This window comes from Pseudomonas sp. 05N36, assembly GCF_056397385.1.
Genome location: NZ_JBFTNH010000018.1, coordinates 57,428 through 76,207, shown reverse-complemented (window position 1 = coordinate 76,207; position 18,780 = coordinate 57,428). Strand labels below are relative to the sequence as shown.

General features: G+C 60.5%; 19 protein-coding genes and 1 pseudogene. 10 read left to right on the top strand and 10 right to left on the bottom strand.

From position 1 onward, the window contains the following. Entirely contained in the window at positions 1-714 is a 714-nt protein-coding gene (locus AC1DIH_RS21305) for a DUF3108 domain-containing protein (RefSeq protein WP_477773167.1), read from the top strand. A gap of 267 nt (positions 715-981) precedes the next feature. Beyond that, positions 982-1,170: a hypothetical protein gene (locus AC1DIH_RS21300; RefSeq protein ID WP_054593565.1), complete on the top strand. Its 189-nt coding sequence runs from the start codon at positions 982-984 to the stop codon at positions 1,168-1,170. A gap of 67 nt (positions 1,171-1,237) precedes the next feature. On the opposite strand, the gene AC1DIH_RS21295 is transcribed toward AC1DIH_RS21300, so the two are convergent. The 7 genes and pseudogenes from AC1DIH_RS21295 to AC1DIH_RS21265 form a co-directional block, all read right to left on the bottom strand. Then, positions 1,238-1,780 (bottom strand): DUF2058 domain-containing protein, encoded by a 543-nt coding sequence (locus AC1DIH_RS21295; RefSeq protein ID WP_427530357.1) that lies wholly within the window; start codon positions 1,778-1,780, stop codon positions 1,238-1,240. A gap of 25 nt (positions 1,781-1,805) precedes the next feature. Beyond that, positions 1,806-2,639 carry a nucleoside triphosphate pyrophosphohydrolase gene (mazG, locus tag AC1DIH_RS21290; RefSeq protein WP_477773166.1) on the bottom strand — a complete coding sequence of 278 codons (834 nt, stop codon included), beginning with the start codon at positions 2,637-2,639 and terminating at the stop codon, positions 1,806-1,808. A gap of 137 nt (positions 2,640-2,776) precedes the next feature. Beyond that, positions 2,777-5,020 carry a GTP diphosphokinase gene (relA, locus tag AC1DIH_RS21285; protein ID WP_427546250.1) on the bottom strand — a complete coding sequence of 748 codons (2,244 nt, stop codon included), beginning with the start codon at positions 5,018-5,020 and terminating at the stop codon, positions 2,777-2,779. A 122-nt stretch (positions 5,021-5,142) separates the two neighbouring features. After that, on the bottom strand, positions 5,143-6,495 hold the full coding sequence (gene rlmD / locus AC1DIH_RS21280) for a 23S rRNA (uracil(1939)-C(5))-methyltransferase RlmD (RefSeq protein ID WP_477773165.1): 1,353 nt from the start codon (positions 6,493-6,495) through the stop codon (positions 5,143-5,145). Then, positions 6,495-7,397 (bottom strand): cysteine synthase CysM, encoded by a 903-nt coding sequence (cysM, locus tag AC1DIH_RS21275; protein WP_477773164.1) that lies wholly within the window; start codon positions 7,395-7,397, stop codon positions 6,495-6,497. The genes rlmD and cysM overlap by 1 nt, the downstream gene beginning before the upstream one ends. A gap of 157 nt (positions 7,398-7,554) precedes the next feature. Beyond that, positions 7,555-8,310, bottom strand: a pseudogene (locus AC1DIH_RS21270) (sensor histidine kinase); the annotation flags it as partial. Between the two features lie 28 nt (positions 8,311-8,338). After that, positions 8,339-9,061 (bottom strand): response regulator transcription factor, encoded by a 723-nt coding sequence (locus tag AC1DIH_RS21265; RefSeq protein ID WP_477773163.1) that lies wholly within the window; start codon positions 9,059-9,061, stop codon positions 8,339-8,341. 217 nt (positions 9,062-9,278) lie between these two features. On the opposite strand from AC1DIH_RS21265, the gene AC1DIH_RS21260 reads away from it, so the two are divergent. The 4 genes from AC1DIH_RS21260 (at position 9,279) to AC1DIH_RS21245 (ending at position 14,005) form a co-directional block, all read left to right on the top strand. Beyond that, positions 9,279-12,029: a response regulator gene (locus AC1DIH_RS21260; protein WP_477773162.1), complete on the top strand. Its 2,751-nt coding sequence runs from the start codon at positions 9,279-9,281 to the stop codon at positions 12,027-12,029. A 66-nt stretch (positions 12,030-12,095) separates the two neighbouring features. Continuing rightward, positions 12,096-13,085, top strand: a complete 990-nt coding sequence (locus tag AC1DIH_RS21255) for a 2-hydroxyacid dehydrogenase (RefSeq protein ID WP_477773161.1) — start codon at positions 12,096-12,098, stop codon at positions 13,083-13,085. Positions 13,086-13,166: 81 nt separating this feature from the next. After that, positions 13,167-13,601 (top strand): hypothetical protein, encoded by a 435-nt coding sequence (locus AC1DIH_RS21250; protein WP_477773160.1) that lies wholly within the window; start codon positions 13,167-13,169, stop codon positions 13,599-13,601. Beyond that, entirely contained in the window at positions 13,601-14,005 is a 405-nt protein-coding gene (locus AC1DIH_RS21245; protein WP_477773159.1) for an META domain-containing protein, read from the top strand. The genes AC1DIH_RS21250 and AC1DIH_RS21245 overlap by 1 nt, the downstream gene beginning before the upstream one ends. 171 nt (positions 14,006-14,176) lie before the next feature. Here the strand turns inward: AC1DIH_RS21245 and AC1DIH_RS21240 are convergent, their stop codons facing one another. Beyond that, a complete protein-coding gene (locus AC1DIH_RS21240; protein WP_477773158.1) occupies positions 14,177-14,644 on the bottom strand; it encodes a TlpA family protein disulfide reductase in 468 nt (155 codons plus the stop codon). A gap of 117 nt (positions 14,645-14,761) precedes the next feature. Here AC1DIH_RS21240 and arsC point away from each other — a divergent pair, with 117 nt between their 5' ends. Genes arsC through AC1DIH_RS21225 form a run of 3 tightly spaced genes read left to right on the top strand, consistent with a single transcriptional unit; the run spans position 14,762 to position 16,135 of the window. Then, positions 14,762-15,115 (top strand): arsenate reductase (glutaredoxin), encoded by a 354-nt coding sequence (gene arsC / locus AC1DIH_RS21235; RefSeq protein WP_054593577.1) that lies wholly within the window; start codon positions 14,762-14,764, stop codon positions 15,113-15,115. After that, positions 15,112-15,708: an NAD(P)H:quinone oxidoreductase gene (gene wrbA, locus AC1DIH_RS21230; protein ID WP_019693120.1), complete on the top strand. Its 597-nt coding sequence runs from the start codon at positions 15,112-15,114 to the stop codon at positions 15,706-15,708. Before arsC ends, wrbA begins: the two co-directional genes overlap by 4 nt. A 1-nt stretch (position 15,709) precedes the next feature. Continuing rightward, positions 15,710-16,135, top strand: coding sequence for a DUF2069 domain-containing protein (locus tag AC1DIH_RS21225; RefSeq protein ID WP_477773157.1), 426 nt, complete (start codon positions 15,710-15,712; stop codon positions 16,133-16,135). A gap of 99 nt (positions 16,136-16,234) precedes the next feature. Here the strand turns inward: AC1DIH_RS21225 and AC1DIH_RS21220 are convergent, their stop codons facing one another. Both AC1DIH_RS21220 and ttcA read right to left on the bottom strand, forming a co-directional pair. Continuing rightward, complete coding sequence (locus AC1DIH_RS21220; RefSeq protein WP_477773156.1) at positions 16,235-16,906, bottom strand: DNA-3-methyladenine glycosylase I; 672 nt, start codon at positions 16,904-16,906, stop codon at positions 16,235-16,237. Positions 16,907-16,973: 67 nt separating this feature from the next. After that, positions 16,974-17,798: a tRNA 2-thiocytidine(32) synthetase TtcA gene (ttcA, locus tag AC1DIH_RS21215; RefSeq protein WP_477773155.1), complete on the bottom strand. Its 825-nt coding sequence runs from the start codon at positions 17,796-17,798 to the stop codon at positions 16,974-16,976. Positions 17,799-18,110: 312 nt separating this feature from the next. Between ttcA and AC1DIH_RS21210 the strand changes: the two genes are divergently transcribed. Continuing rightward, positions 18,111-18,713 (top strand): Yip1 family protein, encoded by a 603-nt coding sequence (locus tag AC1DIH_RS21210; RefSeq protein ID WP_054593582.1) that lies wholly within the window; start codon positions 18,111-18,113, stop codon positions 18,711-18,713. Positions 18,714-18,780: the final 67 nt, after the last annotated feature.

Genomic DNA, 18,780 nt, shown 5'->3' with positions numbered 1-18,780 from the left:
ATGCGTCGTGCCCTGCTCTTCGCTTGTGCTCTGCTCGCCCTGCCCCTTGCGCAGGCGGCAGACCTTCAACCGTTCTCCGCCAGCTACACCGCCGACTGGAAGCAGCTCCCGATGAGCGGTTCGGCCGAACGCAGCCTGTCGAAAAATGACAACGGCTCCTGGACCTTGAATTTCAAGGCCTCCATGCTGGTCGCCAGCCTGACCGAGGAAAGCACCCTGAAGCTGGACAAGGACACCTTGCTGCCTCAGTCCTATCGCTTCGAACGCGGTGGCCTGGGCAAAGCCAAGAAGGTCAATCTGGACTTCGACTGGACCGCCAAGATGGTCACCGGCACTGATCGCGGCGATCCGGTCAAGGTACCGCTCAACACCGGCATGCTGGACAAGTCCACCTACCAACTGGCCTTGCAGCGCGATGTAGCCGCCGGCAAAAAAAGCATGAGCTACCAAGTGGTCGAAGGTGAAGACACCGACACCTACGATTTCCGCGTGATCGGCTCAGAGAAAGTCCAGACCAAAGCGGGCTCGGTCGATGCGATCAAGGTCGAACGTGTTCGCGACCCGACACAGAACAAGCGCATCACCGAAATGTGGTTCGCCAAGGACTGGGGCTACATCCTGGTAGCCCTGCGCCAGGTCGAGACCGACGGCAAGGAGTACAACATCATGCTCCTCGACGGTACGGTTGACGGCAAGGCTGTCAAAGGCAGCTAAGCAAACTGATCGAAATGAAGAAGCCTCGCGAATGCGGGGCTTTTTTTCGTCTGTTGTTTTGTGTCCAGGCCGTTGGAAACATGAAACTTCTGTCATGAAACCCGGCGGCCTGCGACCAAATGTCACGGCCTGCAAGGGCTGCGGGATTTTTTCAATTTCTGCAAAAGATTGTTACCGACCGCAGGCATTTACTTAGCAAGCTAACAAAACATATAACAAAGGCCTGCACACGCCTTGCTGCAGAACAATTGAGATTGGAGCCAGCAGATGACTGTAAAAGTAACTGAACGCGACGATTCACATAAATCCCACGAAGGCGTAGCCGCCGGTATCCGGATCTGGGACGTCTATCAACAAGACATGCTGGTGGGGATGTTCCACTCCGAGAGCGATGCCCACAGCTACAAGGCCGAACTGGAAAATCTGGAACAGCAACGAGACGCCCGTTCCGTGTAATGACCGCATTGAAAACGACAAACCCCGCCAATGAGCGGGGTTTGTCGTTGTGGCAACCTTTAAAGGCTTACCACATCAGATCATCAGGGATCTGATAGGCCGCGTACGGATCGTCTTCAGCGCTGACTTCTTCTGTCTTCACATTCAGCTGCACGATACGTTGCGGATCGCGCTCCTGGATCTTCAAGGCCGCTTCACGCGGGATCACTTCGTAGCCGCCGGCGTGATGCACGATTGCCAGGGAGCCGCTGCTGAGCTTGTTGCGCATCAGGGTGTTAACGGAGATGCGCTTGACCTTCTTGTCGTCCACGAAGTTGTAGTAGTCCTCGGTGGTCAACTTCGGCAGGCGCGAGACTTCGATCAATTGCTTGACCTGTGCGGCACGAGCCTTCTGCTCGGCCTTTTCCTGCTGCTGGCGATTGAGTTCCTGGTCGCGCTTGACCTTCTCGGCCATGGCCTCCTGGGCCGCACGCTGCTGGGAATCATCGAGTTCGATCTGGCCTTTATGGGCCAGACGTTGCTGCTTCTGTTTTTCTTTGCCGACCTGTTTGGCCTGCTTTTGGTTGACCAGCCCTGCTTTGAGCAACTGGTCGCGAAGGGAAAGGCTCATGGTGCTTACTCACTTAGGCAACAGCTCAGCCGCAGCTGGGCAAATTCTTTTCCTGACGTTTGGCTTCGCCCCACAAGGCGTCCAACTCTTCGAGGGTGCAATCTTCTATGGGACGGCGGGTGTCGCGCAATGCCTGTTCGATAAATCGGAAGCGTTTTTCAAACTTGCTGTTGGCGCCACGCAATGCCGTTTCGGGATCGACCTTGAGGTGACGCGCCAGGTTGACCACGGAAAACAGCAGATCGCCGACTTCGTCACTGATCGCTGTCGCGTCGTTATCCGCCATGGCTTCGAGCACTTCATCAAGCTCTTCGCGGACTTTATCCAGCACCGGCAACGCGTCCGACCAGTCGAAACCCACCTGCCCCGCGCGCTTTTGCAGCTTGGCCGAACGGGACAATGCCGGCAACGCTGCCGGCACATCGTCGAGCAAGGACAATTGCTCAGGGGCCAGGGACTTCTCGGCCCGCTCCTCGGCCTTGATCTCCTCCCAGCGCTGTTTGACCTGCTCCTCACTGAGGCGCGGGATATCCAGTGCCGCGTACAGATCACCAGTCGGGAATACGTGGGGATGACGACGAATCAGTTTGCGGGTGATGCTGTCGACCACACCGTCGAACTCGAAACGCCCCTCTTCCCGCGCCAGCTGGCTGTAATACACCACCTGGAACAGCAGATCGCCCAACTCACCCTGCAAATGATCGAAATCGCCGCGCTCGATGGCGTCGGCCACCTCGTAGGCTTCTTCCAGGGTGTGCGGGACGATGGTCTGGTACGTTTGCTTGATATCCCACGGACAGCCGAACTGCGGATCCCGCAGCCGGTTCATCAGGTGTAGCAAGTCTTGAAGTGAATACATCTATCAATCTCTTCACAAAACCCATGTGGGAGCGCGCTTGCTCGCGATAGGGCCAGCACATCCAGCATAACTGCTGACTGGACAACCGCCCTCGCGAGCAGGCTCGAACCCACATAAAGCAGCTCCCACACCGATCATCACGGGGTGCGGTTACGCCGGGTTTCGATGATGTTCGGCAATTGGGAAATACGCCCCAACAACCGCCCCAATGCGTCCAGCCCCGGAATCTCGATGGTCAGGGACATCAACGCGGTGTTGTCCTCTTTGTTCGAGCGGGTGTTGACCGCCAGCACGTTGATCCGCTCATTGAGCAGCACTTGCGACACGTCCCGCAGCAGACCGGAACGGTCGTAGGCACGAATGATGATGTCCACCGGATAGGTCAACACCGGCACCGGGCCCCAGCTGACCTGGATGATCCGCTCAGGCTCGCGCCCAGCCAGCTGCAGCACCGAGGCGCAGTCCTGGCGGTGAATGCTGACACCACGACCCTGGGTGATGTAACCGACGATCGCATCGCCCGGCAACGGCTGGCAGCAGCCGGCCATTTGGGTCATCAGGTTGCCGACGCCCTGGATCTGGATGTCGCCGCGCTTGCCCGGTTTGTAGCCAGTGGCCTTGCGCGGGATCAGTTCCAGCTGTTCGTTGCCGCGTTCCGGCTCGACCAGTTGCTGTGCCAGGTTGACCAGTTGCGCCAGGCGCAAATCGCCAGCCCCCAATGCGGCAAACATGTCCTCGGCGGTTTTCATGTTGGCCTTGTCGGCCAGCTTTTCGAAATCCACCTGCGGCAGACCGAGGCGATTGAGTTCGCGCTCGAACAGGGTTTTACCGGCCGCGACGTTCTGGTCACGCGCCTGCAATTTGAACCAGTGAACGATTTTCGCCCGCGCCCGCGAGGTAGTGATGTAGCCCAGGTTCGGGTTCAGCCAGTCGCGGCTCGGCGTGCCGTGTTTGCTGGTGATGATCTCGACCTGCTCACCGGTCTGCAGGCTGTAGTTGAGCGGAACGATCCGCCCGTTGATCTTCGCGCCCCGGCAGTTGTGACCGATTTCAGTGTGTACGCGGTAGGCGAAGTCCAGCGGTGTGGCGCCTTTTGGCAAGTCGATTGCGTGACCGTCGGGGGTGAAGATGTACACCCGATCCGGCTCGATATCGACCCGCAGCTGTTCCGCCAGGCCACCGATATCGCCCAGCTCTTCGTGCCACTCGAGCACCTGACGCAGCCAGGAGATTTTCTCTTCGTAGTGATTGGAGCCGGACTTGACGTCGGTGCCCTTGTAGCGCCAGTGCGCGCAAACGCCCAGCTCGGCCTCTTCGTGCATCGCGTGGGTGCGGATCTGCACTTCCAGCACCTTGCCTTCAGGGCCGATGACCGCCGTGTGCAACGAGCGGTAGCCGTTCTCTTTCGGGTTGGCGATGTAGTCGTCGAATTCTTTCGGGATGTGCCGCCACAAGGTGTGGACGATGCCCAGCGCGGTGTAGCAGTCGCGCATTTCCGGCACCAGCACGCGCACCGCACGCACGTCGTAGATCTGGCTGAACTCCAGACCCTTGCGCTGCATTTTGCGCCAGATCGAATAGATGTGTTTGGCCCGGCCGCTGATGTCGGCATCGACGCCGGTGGCCTGCAATTCGGCCTGCAGCTGATTCATCACATCACTGATGAACCGCTCGCGATCAAGGCGCCGCTCGTGCAGCAACTTGGCGATCTGCTTGTATTGTTCAGGCTCCAGGTAACGGAAGGACAAGTCCTCCAGTTCCCATTTGATATGACCGATGCCAAGACGGTGAGCCAGCGGCGCATAGATGTCGAAGACTTCCCGGGCGACCCGGTTGCGCTTTTCGTCATCGGCGGTTTTCACCGCACGGATCGCGCAGGTGCGCTCGGCCAGTTTGATCAGCGCGACGCGGACGTCGTCGACCATGGCCACAAGCATCTTGCGCAGGTTTTCCACCTGGCCCTGAGAGCCCAGCACCAACGATTGGCGCGGGCTCAGGCTGGCGCTGATCGCTGCCATGCGCTGCACGCCGTCGATCAGTTTGGCGACCACCGGGCCAAAGCGCTGGCTGACGGCCGGCAGCTGGATATGGCCTTCGCGTACGCCACGGTAAAGAATTGCCGCGACCAGCGAATCCTGATCGAGCTTGAGGTCGGCGAGAATCTCTGCGATCTCAAGGCCCGTACGAAAACTCGACGTGCCTTCGGACCAGAGATTCTTCGCCGCTTTGTCTTGCTGTTCGGCCTGACGAGCGAACTCGCAGGCTTCTTTCAAGGCTTCGCGATCCAGTGCCGGATCGACACTGACCGCATGATCGAGCCAAGCCTCGAGATTGATACTGCCGTCGGTATTGATCGGCTGGTGTGCTCTCACCTGTACCATCTTGCTTACCTTCCCTACGACGCAGATTCAATGCGTCAAATCGCTGACCTTCGTTGCCCACGCGCCCTCGCTGGGCTGAGCGGCTGATGCATGAGCGGTCTGGTCGGACCTGACGAGCCATCCTAGCTCGCTTCAAATAACGCCATGGCCTCGACATGTGCCGTCTGAGGAAACATATCGAGGATCCCGGCACGTTTTAACCGGTAGCCCTGCTTGATCAATTCGACCGTGTCGCGGGCCAAAGTTGCCGGGTTGCACGACACATAAACCAAGCGCTTGGCACCCAACGATGCGAGTGTGCGCACCACCTCGAAAGCACCGTCGCGCGGTGGGTCCAAGAGTACCGCAGAAAAGCCCTCGCTGGCCCATTTGGCATCAGCCAAAGGCTGGGATAAATCGGCCTGAAAAAACTTCGCGTTATGCAGATTGTTGCTAGCGGCATTCGCAGCCGCGCGCTCGACCATGGTCTGCACGCCTTCCACCGCCACCACTTCACGGACATTCTGCGCCAGCGGCAAGGCAAAGTTACCCAGGCCGCAGAACAGATCGAGCACGCGTTCGCCAGCGGCAGGCTTCAGCCATTCCAGCGCCTGGGCGACCATCGCTTCGTTGACCCCGGCGTTCACCTGAATGAAGTCACCCGGACGATACGCCAGCTCAAGATTCCATTGCTCAAGGCGGTAACCCAACGCCTGATCGGCATCGACCGGTTGCGGCTCGCCTTCGCCATGCAGCCACAATTGGGCACGATGGAATGCGCAGAATTCCTTGAGGATGCTCAGGTCGTTTTCAGACAGTGGCGCCATGTGGCGCAACAACAAGGCCAGGGATGAACCGGCGAACAATTCAACATGCCCCAACGCCTGAGGCTTGCTCAAACGCCGGAGCATTTCCGGCAAGCCGCTCATGATCGGCTGCAAGGGCTGTACCAGCACCGGGCAATCGTTGATGCCGACGATGTCCTGGCTGCCGGCGGCACGAAAACCGACTTCGAGTTGTTTCGTCTTCACGTCCCAACGCACCGCCACCCGGGCGCGACGTCGGTAGGCGAACTCAGGACCGCTCAAGGGTTCTGCCCACTGCTCGGGTTCGACACCGGCTACCCGCGACAACTGCTCGGCGAGCATGCGCTGTTTCAGGGCGAGCTGTTCGTTGTGGGGCAGATGCTGCACGCTGCAACCACCGCAGCGTCCGGCATGGGCGCACGGTGCCGGACGACGCACTTGATTGGCGACGAAGACGCGCTCGGTGCGTGCCTCGACAACTTTGCCATGGGCACCCAGGACGCGGGCCTCGACTTCTTCACCGGCCAATGCACCGATGACGAACCAGGTACGACCTTCGAAAAACGCGATACCGCGACCGTCGTTCGCCAGGCGCTCGATGGTCAAGCGCTGCTTTTTGCCGGTCGGGACTTGCGGGGCCTTGCTGCCGCCAGTGGGTTGGAAGCGCAGGCCTCTCTCTTGCTTTGCCATCAGTTGGGCGCGTCGAAAATGCCGGTCGACAAGTAACGGTCGCCACGGTCACAAATGATCGCGACCATCACCGCGTTTTCGACTTCCTTGGACAGGCGCAGCATCGCCGCTACAGCACCGCCCGAGGACACGCCACAGAAGATGCCTTCTTCGCGCGCCAGGCGACGGGTCACGTCTTCGGCTTCGCTTTGGGCCATGTCGACGATGCGGTCAACCCGATCGGCTTGATAGATCTTCGGCAGGTATTCCTGCGGCCAGCGACGGATACCCGGAATCGCCGAGCCTTCCATCGGTTGCAGGCCGACGATCTGCACCGCCGGATTCTGTTCTTTCAGGTAACGCGAGACCCCCATGATGGTGCCCGTGGTGCCCATGGAACTGACGAAATGGGTAATGGTGCCCTGGGTCTGGCGCCAGATTTCCGGGCCGGTACCGGTGTAATGCGCCTCGGGGTTGTCACCGTTGGCGAACTGGTCGAGCACCTTGCCGCGACCCTCAGCCTGCATCCGCTCGGCGAGGTCGCGAGCACCTTCCATGCCCTCTTCCTGGCTGACCAGAATCAGCTCGGCGCCATAGGCGGTCATCGCGGCCTTGCGCTCGGCGCTGGAGTTGTCGGGCATGATCAGGATCATCTTGTAACCCTTGATCGCCGCGGCCATCGCCAGGGCAATCCCGGTGTTGCCGGAGGTCGCCTCGATCAGCGTATCGCCGGCATGGATCTGCCCACGCAGCTCGGCACGGGTGATCATCGACAGCGCCGGACGGTCCTTGACCGAACCCGCCGGGTTATTACCCTCGAGCTTGAGCAGCAGGGTGTTGCTGGTGGCGCCGGGCAGGCGCTGCAAACGAACCAGCGGAGTGTTGCCGACGCAATCGGCGATGGTTAGGTACTGCAAGGTCATGGCGTATTCGCAATCCAGACTGCGGGGGCGACCATCATACCGGCAAACGTGCGCAGTCCATATCACGCAAAGTGTGGTGCTTATGGCTTATGGGAATAAGCGCTGTTTTTGTGGTGGTTTGCAGATTACCATCGCGAGCAGGCTCCCCACAGGGAATTTATGAACGACGCAGATCCAATGTGGGAGCGAGCCTGCTCGCGATGGCGTCGTCACTGACACCATCAAGATCAGCCAACAACCGCATATTCAGCCGCAACCCTGCCCCCGTATTCTCCGCCCACAAGCGCCCGCCCTGGCGCTGCACCGCGTTGCGCGCGATGCTCAGGCCCAGGCCAAAGCCGCCATTGCCGGGACGTGAGCCATTGAGTCGGGTGAACGGGTCGAAGATGCGTTCCAGATCGTCTTCAGCGACACCGCCGCCCTGATCTTCGAGCCACAGCAGCCAATAATCGCCGTCGCGCCGGCCATCGAGGCGCACGCTGCCACCGCTCGGAGAATGGCGGATGGCATTGCGCAGGATGTTCTCCAGCGCCTGGGCCAAGGTATTCAGATGGCCGCGAACCCAGCATGAAGCCTCCACCGCGCAGCTCAATCGCTCGGCAGCCCAGCCGCTTTCATAGCAGGCGTTTTCCGTGAGCATTTCCCAAAGTGCCTGAATCTGGATGGCCTCGCCCGGTAATGGCGAGTGCTCCGCGTCGAGCCAGGCCAGTTGCAGAGTGTCTTCTACCAACCGCTGCATGCCATCGACTTCGCGACCGATGCGCTCGCGCAGTTGCAGCAGATCCTCTTCGCTTTCGCTGGCCACCCGCAGACGGCTCAACGGTGTGCGCAGTTCATGAGACAAGTCGCGCAGCAGTTGTTGCTGCTGCTGGGCCACGGCGCTGGACATTTGATCGCAAGCCCGGGCCTGTTCATCCTGGTTACTCAAAGGCACCACCCGCTCAGACCACTTCATCAACGGCACTCATGACATAACCCTTGCCCCAGACCGTGCGCACTTCGCGCTCGCAGTAGCCGATAGCCTTGAGTTTGCGGCGGATCTGGCTGATGTGCATGTCCAGGCTGCGGTCGTGGGGCGCGTAGCCGCGCTGCAACACCTGCTGATAAAGGAAGGCTTTGCCGAGCACTTCATCGACATTGCGGTTCAAGGTTTCCAGCAGCCGGTATTCGCTGCGAGTCAGCCCGGCCCACTGCCCACCATAGCGAACATCAGACAGTTCATCGTCGAAACGCAGGCTGTGAACGTCGCTGTTGATCGCTGGCAGCGTATGTCGACGGTCCAGGGCCACCCGCCGCAGGATCGCTTCGATGCGCACCCGCAATTCGGCCATGCTGAAAGGCTTGGGCAGGTAGTCGTCGGCACCCAGGCGAAAACCGTTGATGCGATCCGCTTCGGCGCCCAGTGCCGACATCAGCAGCACCGGGGTGGAATCGCGGGTCCGCAGGTCGGTCAATACCGCCAGGCCATCCATGCCTGGCAGCACAATATCCATCAGCACGATATCGAAGGTCTGCTCACGAGCAATCGCCAACCCGTCCTCGCCGTTCTGGCACCAGGTCACCTGAAAACCACAGCGCCCCAGATGTTCATGAACATGTGCCCCCACTACAAGGTCGTCTTCTATCGCCAGGATACGCGGGGGGACAACAGATACGGGAGTCATTAGCTTCTGCAAGTCATTCTCAATCACTGATTATTCAAGATTGCCCGGCAGTGAGCAACCCGCGACTTTCGTCGCCGCCCCCGGTAACGTTCAAACCGTCACAAAGCACTGGATAATTTGCCGGGATTGCCCGCAAGCAAATCGCTACACTGCGCGGGTAGCGCGTGCCGGATGCACGCACAGTCATCTATAAACAGCGTGATAGCAGGAGAGTGACGTGCTGAAGAAACTGGGGATCAAAGGTCGCGTATTGTTGTTGACCTTGTTGCCGACCAGCCTGATGGCCTTGGTTCTGGGCGGCTACTTCACCTGGATGCAACAGTCCGACCTGCAAACCCAACTTCTGCAACGCGGCGAAATGATCGCCGAACAGCTGGCACCTCTGGTCGCCCCGGCCATGGGCCACAAGAATGACGACCTGCTGGAACGCATCGCAACCCAGTCACTGGAGCAACCGGACGTGCGCGCCGTGTCGTTCCTGGCGCCGGACCGCACGCAACTGGCGCACGCCGGGCCGCTGATGCTCAACCAGCCGCCCACCGGCGACAGCGCGCATATGCTGCAACGCACCGGCAACGACGCCACCCGTTACCTGCTGCCGGTGTTTGGCAGGCATCGCAACCTGGCCGGCGAGCTGATCCCCGATGAATCCGATCGTTTGCTGGGCTGGGTCGAGCTGGAACTCTCCCACAACGGCATGTTGCTGCGCGGTTACCGAAGCCTGTTCGCCAGCGTGCTGTTGATCGCCGCAGGCCTGGTCGGCACCGCGCTGCTGGCATTACGTATGGGCCGCACCATCAATACACCGCTGAACCTGATCAAGCAGGCCGTGGCACAACTCAAGGACGGCCATCTCGAAACCCGCCTGCCCCCGCTTGGCAGCCAGGAGCTCGACGAGTTGGCTTCGGGTATCAACCGCATGGCCAGCACCCTGCAAAATGCTCAGGAAGAATTGCAGCACAGCATCGATCAGGCCACCGAAGACGTCCGGCAGAACCTGGAAACCATCGAGATCCAGAACATCGAGCTGGACCTGGCGCGCAAGGAAGCCCTGGAAGCGAGCCGGATCAAGTCCGAGTTCCTCGCCAACATGAGCCACGAGATTCGCACGCCGCTCAATGGCATCCTCGGTTTCACCCATTTGCTACAAAAAAGCGAACTGACGCCGCGTCAGCTCGACTACCTGGGCACGATCGAAAAGTCCGCCGACAGCCTGCTTGGGATCATCAACGAGATTCTCGACTTCTCGAAAATCGAGGCCGGCAAACTGGTGCTCGACAGTATTCCGTTCAACCTGCGCGATCTGCTTCAGGACACCCTGACCATCCTCGCCCCGGCCGCCCACGCCAAACAGCTCGAACTGGTCAGCCTGGTGTACCGTGACACTCCGCTGTCGCTGGTCGGCGACCCGCTGCGGCTCAAGCAGATCCTCACCAACCTGGTGAGTAACGCGATCAAGTTCACCCGCGAAGGCACTATCGTTGCCCGCGCCATGCTTGAAGAAGAACACGAAGACAGCGTGCAACTGCGCATCAGCATTCAGGACACCGGCATCGGCCTGTCGAATCAGGACGTGCGTGCGTTGTTTCAGGCCTTCAGCCAGGCCGACAACTCGTTGTCGCGGCAACCGGGCGGTACCGGCCTGGGGCTGGTGATTTCCAAGCGGTTGATCGAGCAGATGGGGGGCGAGATTGGTGTCGACAGCACGCCGGGCGAAGGCTCGGAATTCTGGGTCAGCCTGAGCCTGCCAAAAACCCGCGACGATGCCGAAGACCTGCCAGGACCACCGTTGCTCGGACGGCGCGTTGCGGTGCTGGAAAACCACGAACTGGCACGCCAGGCCTTGCAGCATCAGCTGGAAGACTGCGGCCTTGAAGTAACCCCGTTCAACACCCTGGAAAGCCTGACCAATGGCGTCACCGGTGCGCATCAGACCGAGCAGGCGATCGACCTTGCCGTGCTCGGCATCACCTCCAACGACATGCCGCCGGAGCGGCTGAATCAGCATATCTGGGACCTCGAACACCTGGGTTGCAAAGTACTGGTGCTGTGCCCGACTACTGAGCAGACGCTGTTCCATCTCTCGGTGCCCAACCCTCACAGCCAGTTGCAAGCCAAACCGGCCTGCACCCGCAAGTTGCGTCGGGCGCTGTCGGATCTGGTCAACCCGCGTCAGTTGCGCAACGAGCCGGGCGAACCGGTTTCCAGCCGCGCGCCCAAAGTACTCTGCGTCGACGACAACCCGGCCAACCTGTTGCTGGTGCAGACGCTACTCGAAGACATGGGCGCCAAGGTGCTGGCGGTCGAAAGCGGTTCTGCGGCGATCAAGGCCGTGCAGACCGAAGCCTTTGACCTGGTGCTGATGGACGTGCAGATGCCGGGCATGGATGGACGCCAAAGCACCGAAGCGATTCGCCAATGGGAAAGCGAACGGCATTGCACGCCGCTGCCGGTCGTCGCCCTCACCGCCCACGCGATGGCCAACGAAAAGCGCGCCTTGCTGCAAAGCGGCATGGACGATTACCTGACCAAACCCATCAGCGAACGTCAATTGGCGCAGGTGGTGTTGAAGTGGACCGGGCTGGCCCTGCGTAACCACGGTCCGGAGCGGGCCGACGTTTATGGCAACAACAGCGACCTGCTGGTGCTCGACCCTGATGAAGGCCTGCGCCTGGCGGCCGGCAAAGCCGATCTGGCGGCCGACATGCTGGCGATGTTGCTGGCCTCACTGGAAGCTGATCGCGAGGCGATTCGCGTCGCCCGTGAAAGCAATGACCAGAATGCCCTGATCGAACGGGTCCACCGCCTGCACGGGGCGACACGCTATTGCGGCGTTCCGCAGTTGCGTGCGGCCTGCCAGCGCAGTGAGACCCTGCTCAAGCAACAAGACCCCAAAGCCCTGGTGGCGCTGGAAGAACTTGAGCGGGCGATCAACCGCCTGGCCTCGCAAGCGCGTATTGGCGCTTGACCCAACGCAATAGCGCGGCCGGCGTTGAGGGTTAAACTCAGCGCACTCAAGCACAAGGATGACGCCATGCGCACGATTCTCTTCAGCAGCCAGACGTACGACCGCGAGAGTTTTCTCGCCGCCAAAGTGCCCGCCGCTATCGAATTGCACTTCCAGCCCGCGCGCCTGAGCCTGGACACGGTGGCGCTGGCCGAGCGGCATGAAGTGGTCTGCGCCTTTATCAATGACGACCTCAGCGCGCCGGTGCTTGAACGACTGGCCGCCGGCGGTACGCGCCTGATCGCCCTGCGCTCGGCCGGTTACAACCACGTTGACCTGGCGTGCGCGAAACGCCTGGGGTTGAGCATCGTCCGCGTGCCGGCCTACTCGCCTCATGCGGTGGCCGAACACGCGGTGGCGTTGATCCTGGCCCTGAACCGACGCCTGCACCGCGCCTACAACCGGACCCGCGAAGGCGATTTCAGCCTGCACGGGCTGACCGGTTTCGATCTGTTCGACAAGACCGTCGGCGTGGTCGGCACCGGCCAGATCGGCGCCGTCTTCGCTAAAATCATGGCCGGGTTTGGCTGTAAGCTGCTGGCTTACGACCCCTGCCCCAATCCTGCGGTTCAGGCCCTCGGTGCCCGCTATCTGCCGTTACCGGAGCTGTTGGCCGAAGCGCAGATCATCAGCCTGCATTGTCCGCTGACCGCCGAAAGCAAACACCTGATCAACAGCCAGTCGCTGGCGCATCTGCAACCCGGCGCCATGCTGATCAACACCGGACGTGGCGGCCTGGTGGACACACCCGCGCTGATCGACGCACTGAAAAGCGGTCAATTGGGGTATCTGGGGCTGGACGTCTATGAAGAAGAAGCCCAACTGTTCTTCGAAGACCGCTCCGACCGGCCGCTGCAAGACGACGTGTTGGCGCGGCTGTTGACCTTCCCCAACGTGATCGTCACCGCGCACCAGGCCTTCCTGACCCACGAAGCATTGGCCGCCATTGCCACGACCACCTTGCAGAACATCATCGCTTGGGCTGCTGGCACACCTCACAATCAGGTCGAAAGCTGATTTGGCCTGATCGAAGGTCGCAACCATGGACCATGCCCGATTCTTTCGCGTGCTAGCATATCGCGCATATTTGGAGGACCCATGGTCGAACACGATTTCCGCTACAGCCTGATGAACCCTCAACACACCCTGACCGAATGCCGCGCGCTGACGCCGGGGCGTTATCAAGTCACCGGCAACGGCGGCTCGATCCGCGCCAATGATGTGCTGTTGGTCACCCTCAAAGGCAGCAAGGACCTGTCCATGCGCCTGACCGTTGAAAACGTTCGCCACCTGCTCAAGCCCATGGGCCAGTGGGTTGCCGTGGCCAATGGTCCGGTGTTTGGTGAACTGGCGATCCACAACTGGCAAGTGAACTGCGACAGCTGCGCCAAAGAGCTCAAGTTCGAGTTCGCGGTCGACGCCAAGCTGGGCAACAAGGCCGAAAAACCGGCCGCCACCGCACGGATTGCCGAACTGGGCTGGACCACCGCCAGCGAGAAGCACCTGTGCCCGAAATGCCAGGAGCCCGTGTAATGAAACACCTCGTTCTGGCCGCGATGGTGGGCGCCAGCCTGCTGGGCTGCGCCGCTGAGCCGGTGCAACTGCAACAGGATCACAGCTATGTGCTGGAGTGGATCGGCGAACGCCCGCTGATCGACTACAGCCACCTGACCATCACGTTGGGTGAAGACGGTCGCGCTTATGGCAATGGTGGCTGCAACCACTGGTTCGCGCCCTACACGCTGGACGGTGACAAGCTGAGCTTCGGCAAAGTCGGCAGCACCCGCAAAATGTGCGCCCCGGCCTTGATGGAACAGGAAAAACGCTTCCTGCAAGCGCTGGAAACCGTGCAGCGCTGGGACATCTCGCCGATCGAGCAAATACGCTTCTGGCCCGCCGAAGGCAAGCCGCTGCGCTGGTGGCTTGAAGAGGGTTAAACCCTCTGTGGCGAGGGAGCTTGCTCCCGCTGGGCCGCGAAGCGGCCCTGAACCCTGCTATTTCATTTCGTCAGGCACGCCGCATTACTCGATTCTGCGACTGCTTTGCCCGAGCGCGGACCGGCCGGCGGGAGCAAGCTCCCTCGCCACAGGTGGGTGCTCGGCCCGTGGTCAATTCATCGCCTGCAACGCCTTGAGCTTCTCCATCACCCCCGCCGCCGTCTGCTCACCCATCAACTGTTCGCGCACCTTGCCCTTGTCATCGATGATGTAGGTCACCGGCAGCGCCTCGCTGCGTGGCAATTCGAAGCGGTCGGCCGGATCCTGGGCCAGCACGGTGAACGTGATTCCGAGCTTTTCACTGGCGCTCTTGAGCTCTTCGCCCTGCACATTGTCGAAATTGACCCCGAACACACTGATCTTCTGACCCTTGAGCTGTTCAGCCAAAACGTTCAATTGCGGGATTTCGGTACGGCACGGGCTACACCACTCAGCCCAGTAATTAAGCACAAACCATCGGCCATCCAACCGCTCGGACGCCACTTTCTGTCCCAGTTGATCGCTGCCGTAGTCATAGCCACAGCCGCCAAGCAGCAAGGTTGCGAAAAGGGCCAATGCTGCTGTCAGTTGCCTTGTCATGGGGGTCATCCTTACTCAAAAAAACAGGTTCTGCTGCGACCCATCGCCTCCCAAGGTTCAGGACTGCTCGCTGCACAGGTAGAATAGCCGCCACCTTACGCAAGATGCGAACCGCACATGACCGATCTGACGCTTTATCACAACCCGCGCTGCTCGAAATCCCGCGGTGCGCTGGAACTGCTGGAAGCCCGTGGCCTGACGCCAACCGTGGTCCGCTACCTGGAAACCCCGCTGAACGCCGCGCAGCTGCAAAGCTTGCTGGGCAAACTCGGCATCAGCGCCCGGCAACTGCTGCGCACCGGCGAAGACGAATTCAAAGCCCTGAACCTGGCTGACAGCAGCCTGAGCGAAGCGCAATTGATCGCCGCCATCGCCGAGCATCCGAAACTCATGGAGCGACCGATTCTCGAAGTCGGTGACAAAGCCGTCATCGGCCGTCCGATAGAGAACCTGCTGGAGATTCTGCCGTGAGTGCGCCGTACATTCTGGTTCTGTATTACAGCCGCAGCGGCTCGACCAATGAAATGGCCCGACAGATTGCCCGTGGCGTGGAACAGGCCGGGATGGAAGCGCGCCTGCGCACCGTGCCGGCAATCTCCAGCGAATGCGAGGCGGTGTCGCCGGACATTCCCGACGAAGGCGCGCTGTACGCCAGCCTCGACGACCTGAAAAACTGCGCGGGCCTGGCCCTTGGCAGCCCGACCCGCTTCGGCAACATGGCGGCGCCGCTGAAGTACTTCCTCGACGGCACCAGCAACCTGTGGCTGACCGGCGCACTGGTGGGCAAACCGGCCGGGGTCTTCACCTCGACGGCCAGCCTGCACGGCGGCCAGGAAACCACCTTGCTGTCGATGATGTTGCCATTGCTGCACCACGGCATGCTGATCACCGGCCTGCCCTACAGCGAATCGGCATTGCTCGAGACCCGTGGTGGCGGCACGCCTTACGGCGCCAGCCATCACGCCGGTGCTGACGGCAAAAGCGGCTTGAACGAGCATGAAGTCGCCTTGTGCCGGGCCCTGGGTCTGCGCTTGGCGAAAACCGCCCTGAAACTGGAGCGCTAACGTGGCCAAAAAGCCGAAGGTGCTGCCCTCCATAGACTGGCTCGAACCGCGAGTTCGGGCGATGCGCGTCATCAGCCTGCTGTGCTACTTCGGCCTGGCAGGATTGCTCTGCGCCTATTACCTGCTGATCGCCGACCTGCATGGTGCACGGCCGTGGGTCATCCTGCTGATTGAACTGGTGCCTTTGTTGGTGCTGGCACCGGGCATGCTCAGCGGCAGCCCGCGCGGGCACTCATGGATGTGCTTTGTGGTGAACCTGTATTTCATCAAGGGCGCGACTGCCGCGTTCGACCCGAATCGGCAGGTGTTTGGTTTGCTGGAAATGGCCGCGAGCCTGGCAGTGTTCTGTTCGGCGTTGCTGTATGTGCGCTGGCGGTTTCAGTTGAACCGCAAGCTGGCCGGCGAAGGCGAGATCTCCGTCGCCTGACACACCGCTTTCGCGAGCAGGCTCACTCCCACACTGGATCTGCGTCGTTCACAAATCCCCTGTGGGAGCGAGCCTGCTCGCGATGAAGGCGCCTCGGTTTCAATGATTGACGGTGTAAGCCAGCATCATCGAAATCTGACACATCGGCCGGCCACTCTCAGCGTGCCACTGGTTGAAGGCGTTCTGTACCGTTGCCAGATCGCGCAGGCTGGTCGGCACCTTGTCGATGATCTCTTGCGCATTCAACGCCGCGACCACGTCATAGCTCGGTACGAACGTGTCCTTGCCGACCATCCGCAGAAACCGCGGTGCCGACAACCCGCCCAATTGATGCCCGTGTTTGGCCAGGTACTTCCACAGGCCAACGATGTCGGTCACCGGCCACTCGGCGATCAATTCGCCGAAGCTGCCCTTCTCTTTCGCCACATCCAGGATGAACTGCGCATTGCGCGGCACGCTCTTGAGCTTGCCCAGGTGGCGGATGATCCGTGCGTCCTGCATCAGTCGCTCAAGGTGCTCGGCGCCCATCAGCACGACCTTTTCCGGATCGAACCCGAAGAACACTTCTTCGAATGCCGGCCACTTGGCGTCTACCAGGCTGTGCTTGAGGCCCGCTCGAAACACCCGCAATGCCAGGGTCGACAGGTAGCGATCATCGCTGATCTGGCGCAGTTGTGCCGGAGTCTTGGGCACGGGCAGATGGGCTTCCAGTTCGGCTGCCGAACCAAAACGGTTCAGACAGTATTCGTGCAGCCACTTGTAATCGCGCATGCCCTCTCCTGAGCAATGAAATAAAAACGGCGCCCGCGAGCGCCGTTAAGTCAGAACGGTTCAGCAATCAGAGATTCACCACATTGACGAAACGCGACGCTGCGGTTTCGTCGATACGCAGGTTGGTGAAGTCGAACAGGTTGCGGTCCGCCAACTGCGACGGAATGACGTTCTGCAAACCACGGAAAATGCTTTCGGTACGGCCCGGCGTCTTGCGTTCCCATTCCTGAAGCATTTCCTTGACCACCTGACGCTGCAGGTTTTCCTGGGAGCCGCAGAGGTTGCAGGGGATGATCGGGAACTGCTTGAAGTCCGAGTAAGCCTGAATGTCTTTCTCGTTGCAGTAGGCCAGCGGGCGGATCACTACGTTACGGCCGTCGTCGGCGCGCAACTTCGGCGGCATGGCCTTGAGCGAACCGTTGTAGAACATGTTCAGGAAAAACGTCTCGACGATGTCGTCGCGGTGATGACCGAGGGCCATTTTGGTCGCGCCGATTTCGTCGGCGAAGGTGTAGAGCGTCCCGCGACGCAGGCGTGAGCACAGCGAGCAGGTGGTCTTGCCTTCCGGCACCAGCTCCTTGACCACCGAGTAGGTGTCCTTTTCGACGATGTGGTATTCCACGCCCAGCTCTTTCAGGTAGGCCGGCAGCACATGCTCAGGGAAACCCGGCTGTTTCTGGTCCATGTTCACCGCGACGATCTCGAACTTGATCGGCGCCACCTTCTGCAGGTGCATCAGCACGTCGAGCATGGTGTAGCTGTCCTTGCCACCGGACAGGCAGACCATGACCTTGTCGCCGTCTTCGATCATGTTGTAATCGGCGACGGCTTCACCGGCTAGTCGGCGTAGACGTTTCTGCAGTTTGTTCTGGTTGACCGAAAGAGTGCCCATGGCGCTTGAAATCCGCGAGGTGTGACGAAAGGCCGACATTTTACGCAAAAACGCTTCGGGGGCGAAGAGCCGAGCGGATGCCCCTCCTCGCCGCAGGAATGAAACCAGCCACAAATGATGCGTTGTCATGCGGCGATGCGATTAGCCCCGGGGTTTACAGCGCGATTTGCTCTAAAGCCCCCCACCTGTGGCAGCCAGTACTTTCTATACTGCGACATAAGGTCGCACGCATTTCAGACCTCTACCGACTTGGCCACTGGCCCGTAGGCGCTCCGCTGGGGGGCGATAGCAATCACGAAGGAGTGACTGACTATGATCCATCACGTCGTGGGGCTTTTCACCCACCCTGATCAAGAATGGAAAGAAATCCGTGGCGACCAAGAGGAAAGCATCAGCCACATGTACCTCACCCACACGCTGATTCTGGCGGCAATACCGGCTATCTCGGCGTTTATCGGCACCACCAAGGTCGGTTGGGTCATCGGTAGCCGCGCACCGGTCATGCTGACCCAGGAAAGCGCGCTCTGGATGACCATCATGTCGTACCTGGCGATGCTCGGCGGGGTCGCAGTGATGGGGGCGTTCATTCACTGGATGGCTCGCACCTATGACGCCAGCCCGAGCCTGGCGCGCTGTGTCGCGTTTGCCACCTACACCGCCACGCCACTGTTCATCGGCGGTCTGGCGGCGCTGTATCCGCACATGTGGCTGGGCATGGTCGTCGGCACCGCAGCCATCTGCTACACCGTGTACCTGCTATATGTGGGGCTGCCGACCTTCATGAACATTCCGTCGGACGAAGGTTTTCTGTTCTCGAGTTCAGTGCTCGCCGTAGGGCTGGTGGTGCTGGTTGCGATCATGGCATTCACCGTGATCGTCTGGGGCCTGGGCGTCGGCCCGGTCTATACCAACTAGTACGGGCAACTTACACCGAGCAAATGAAGCGGGCGAAGGACGCTGCCTATAAAACAAACAGGGATCT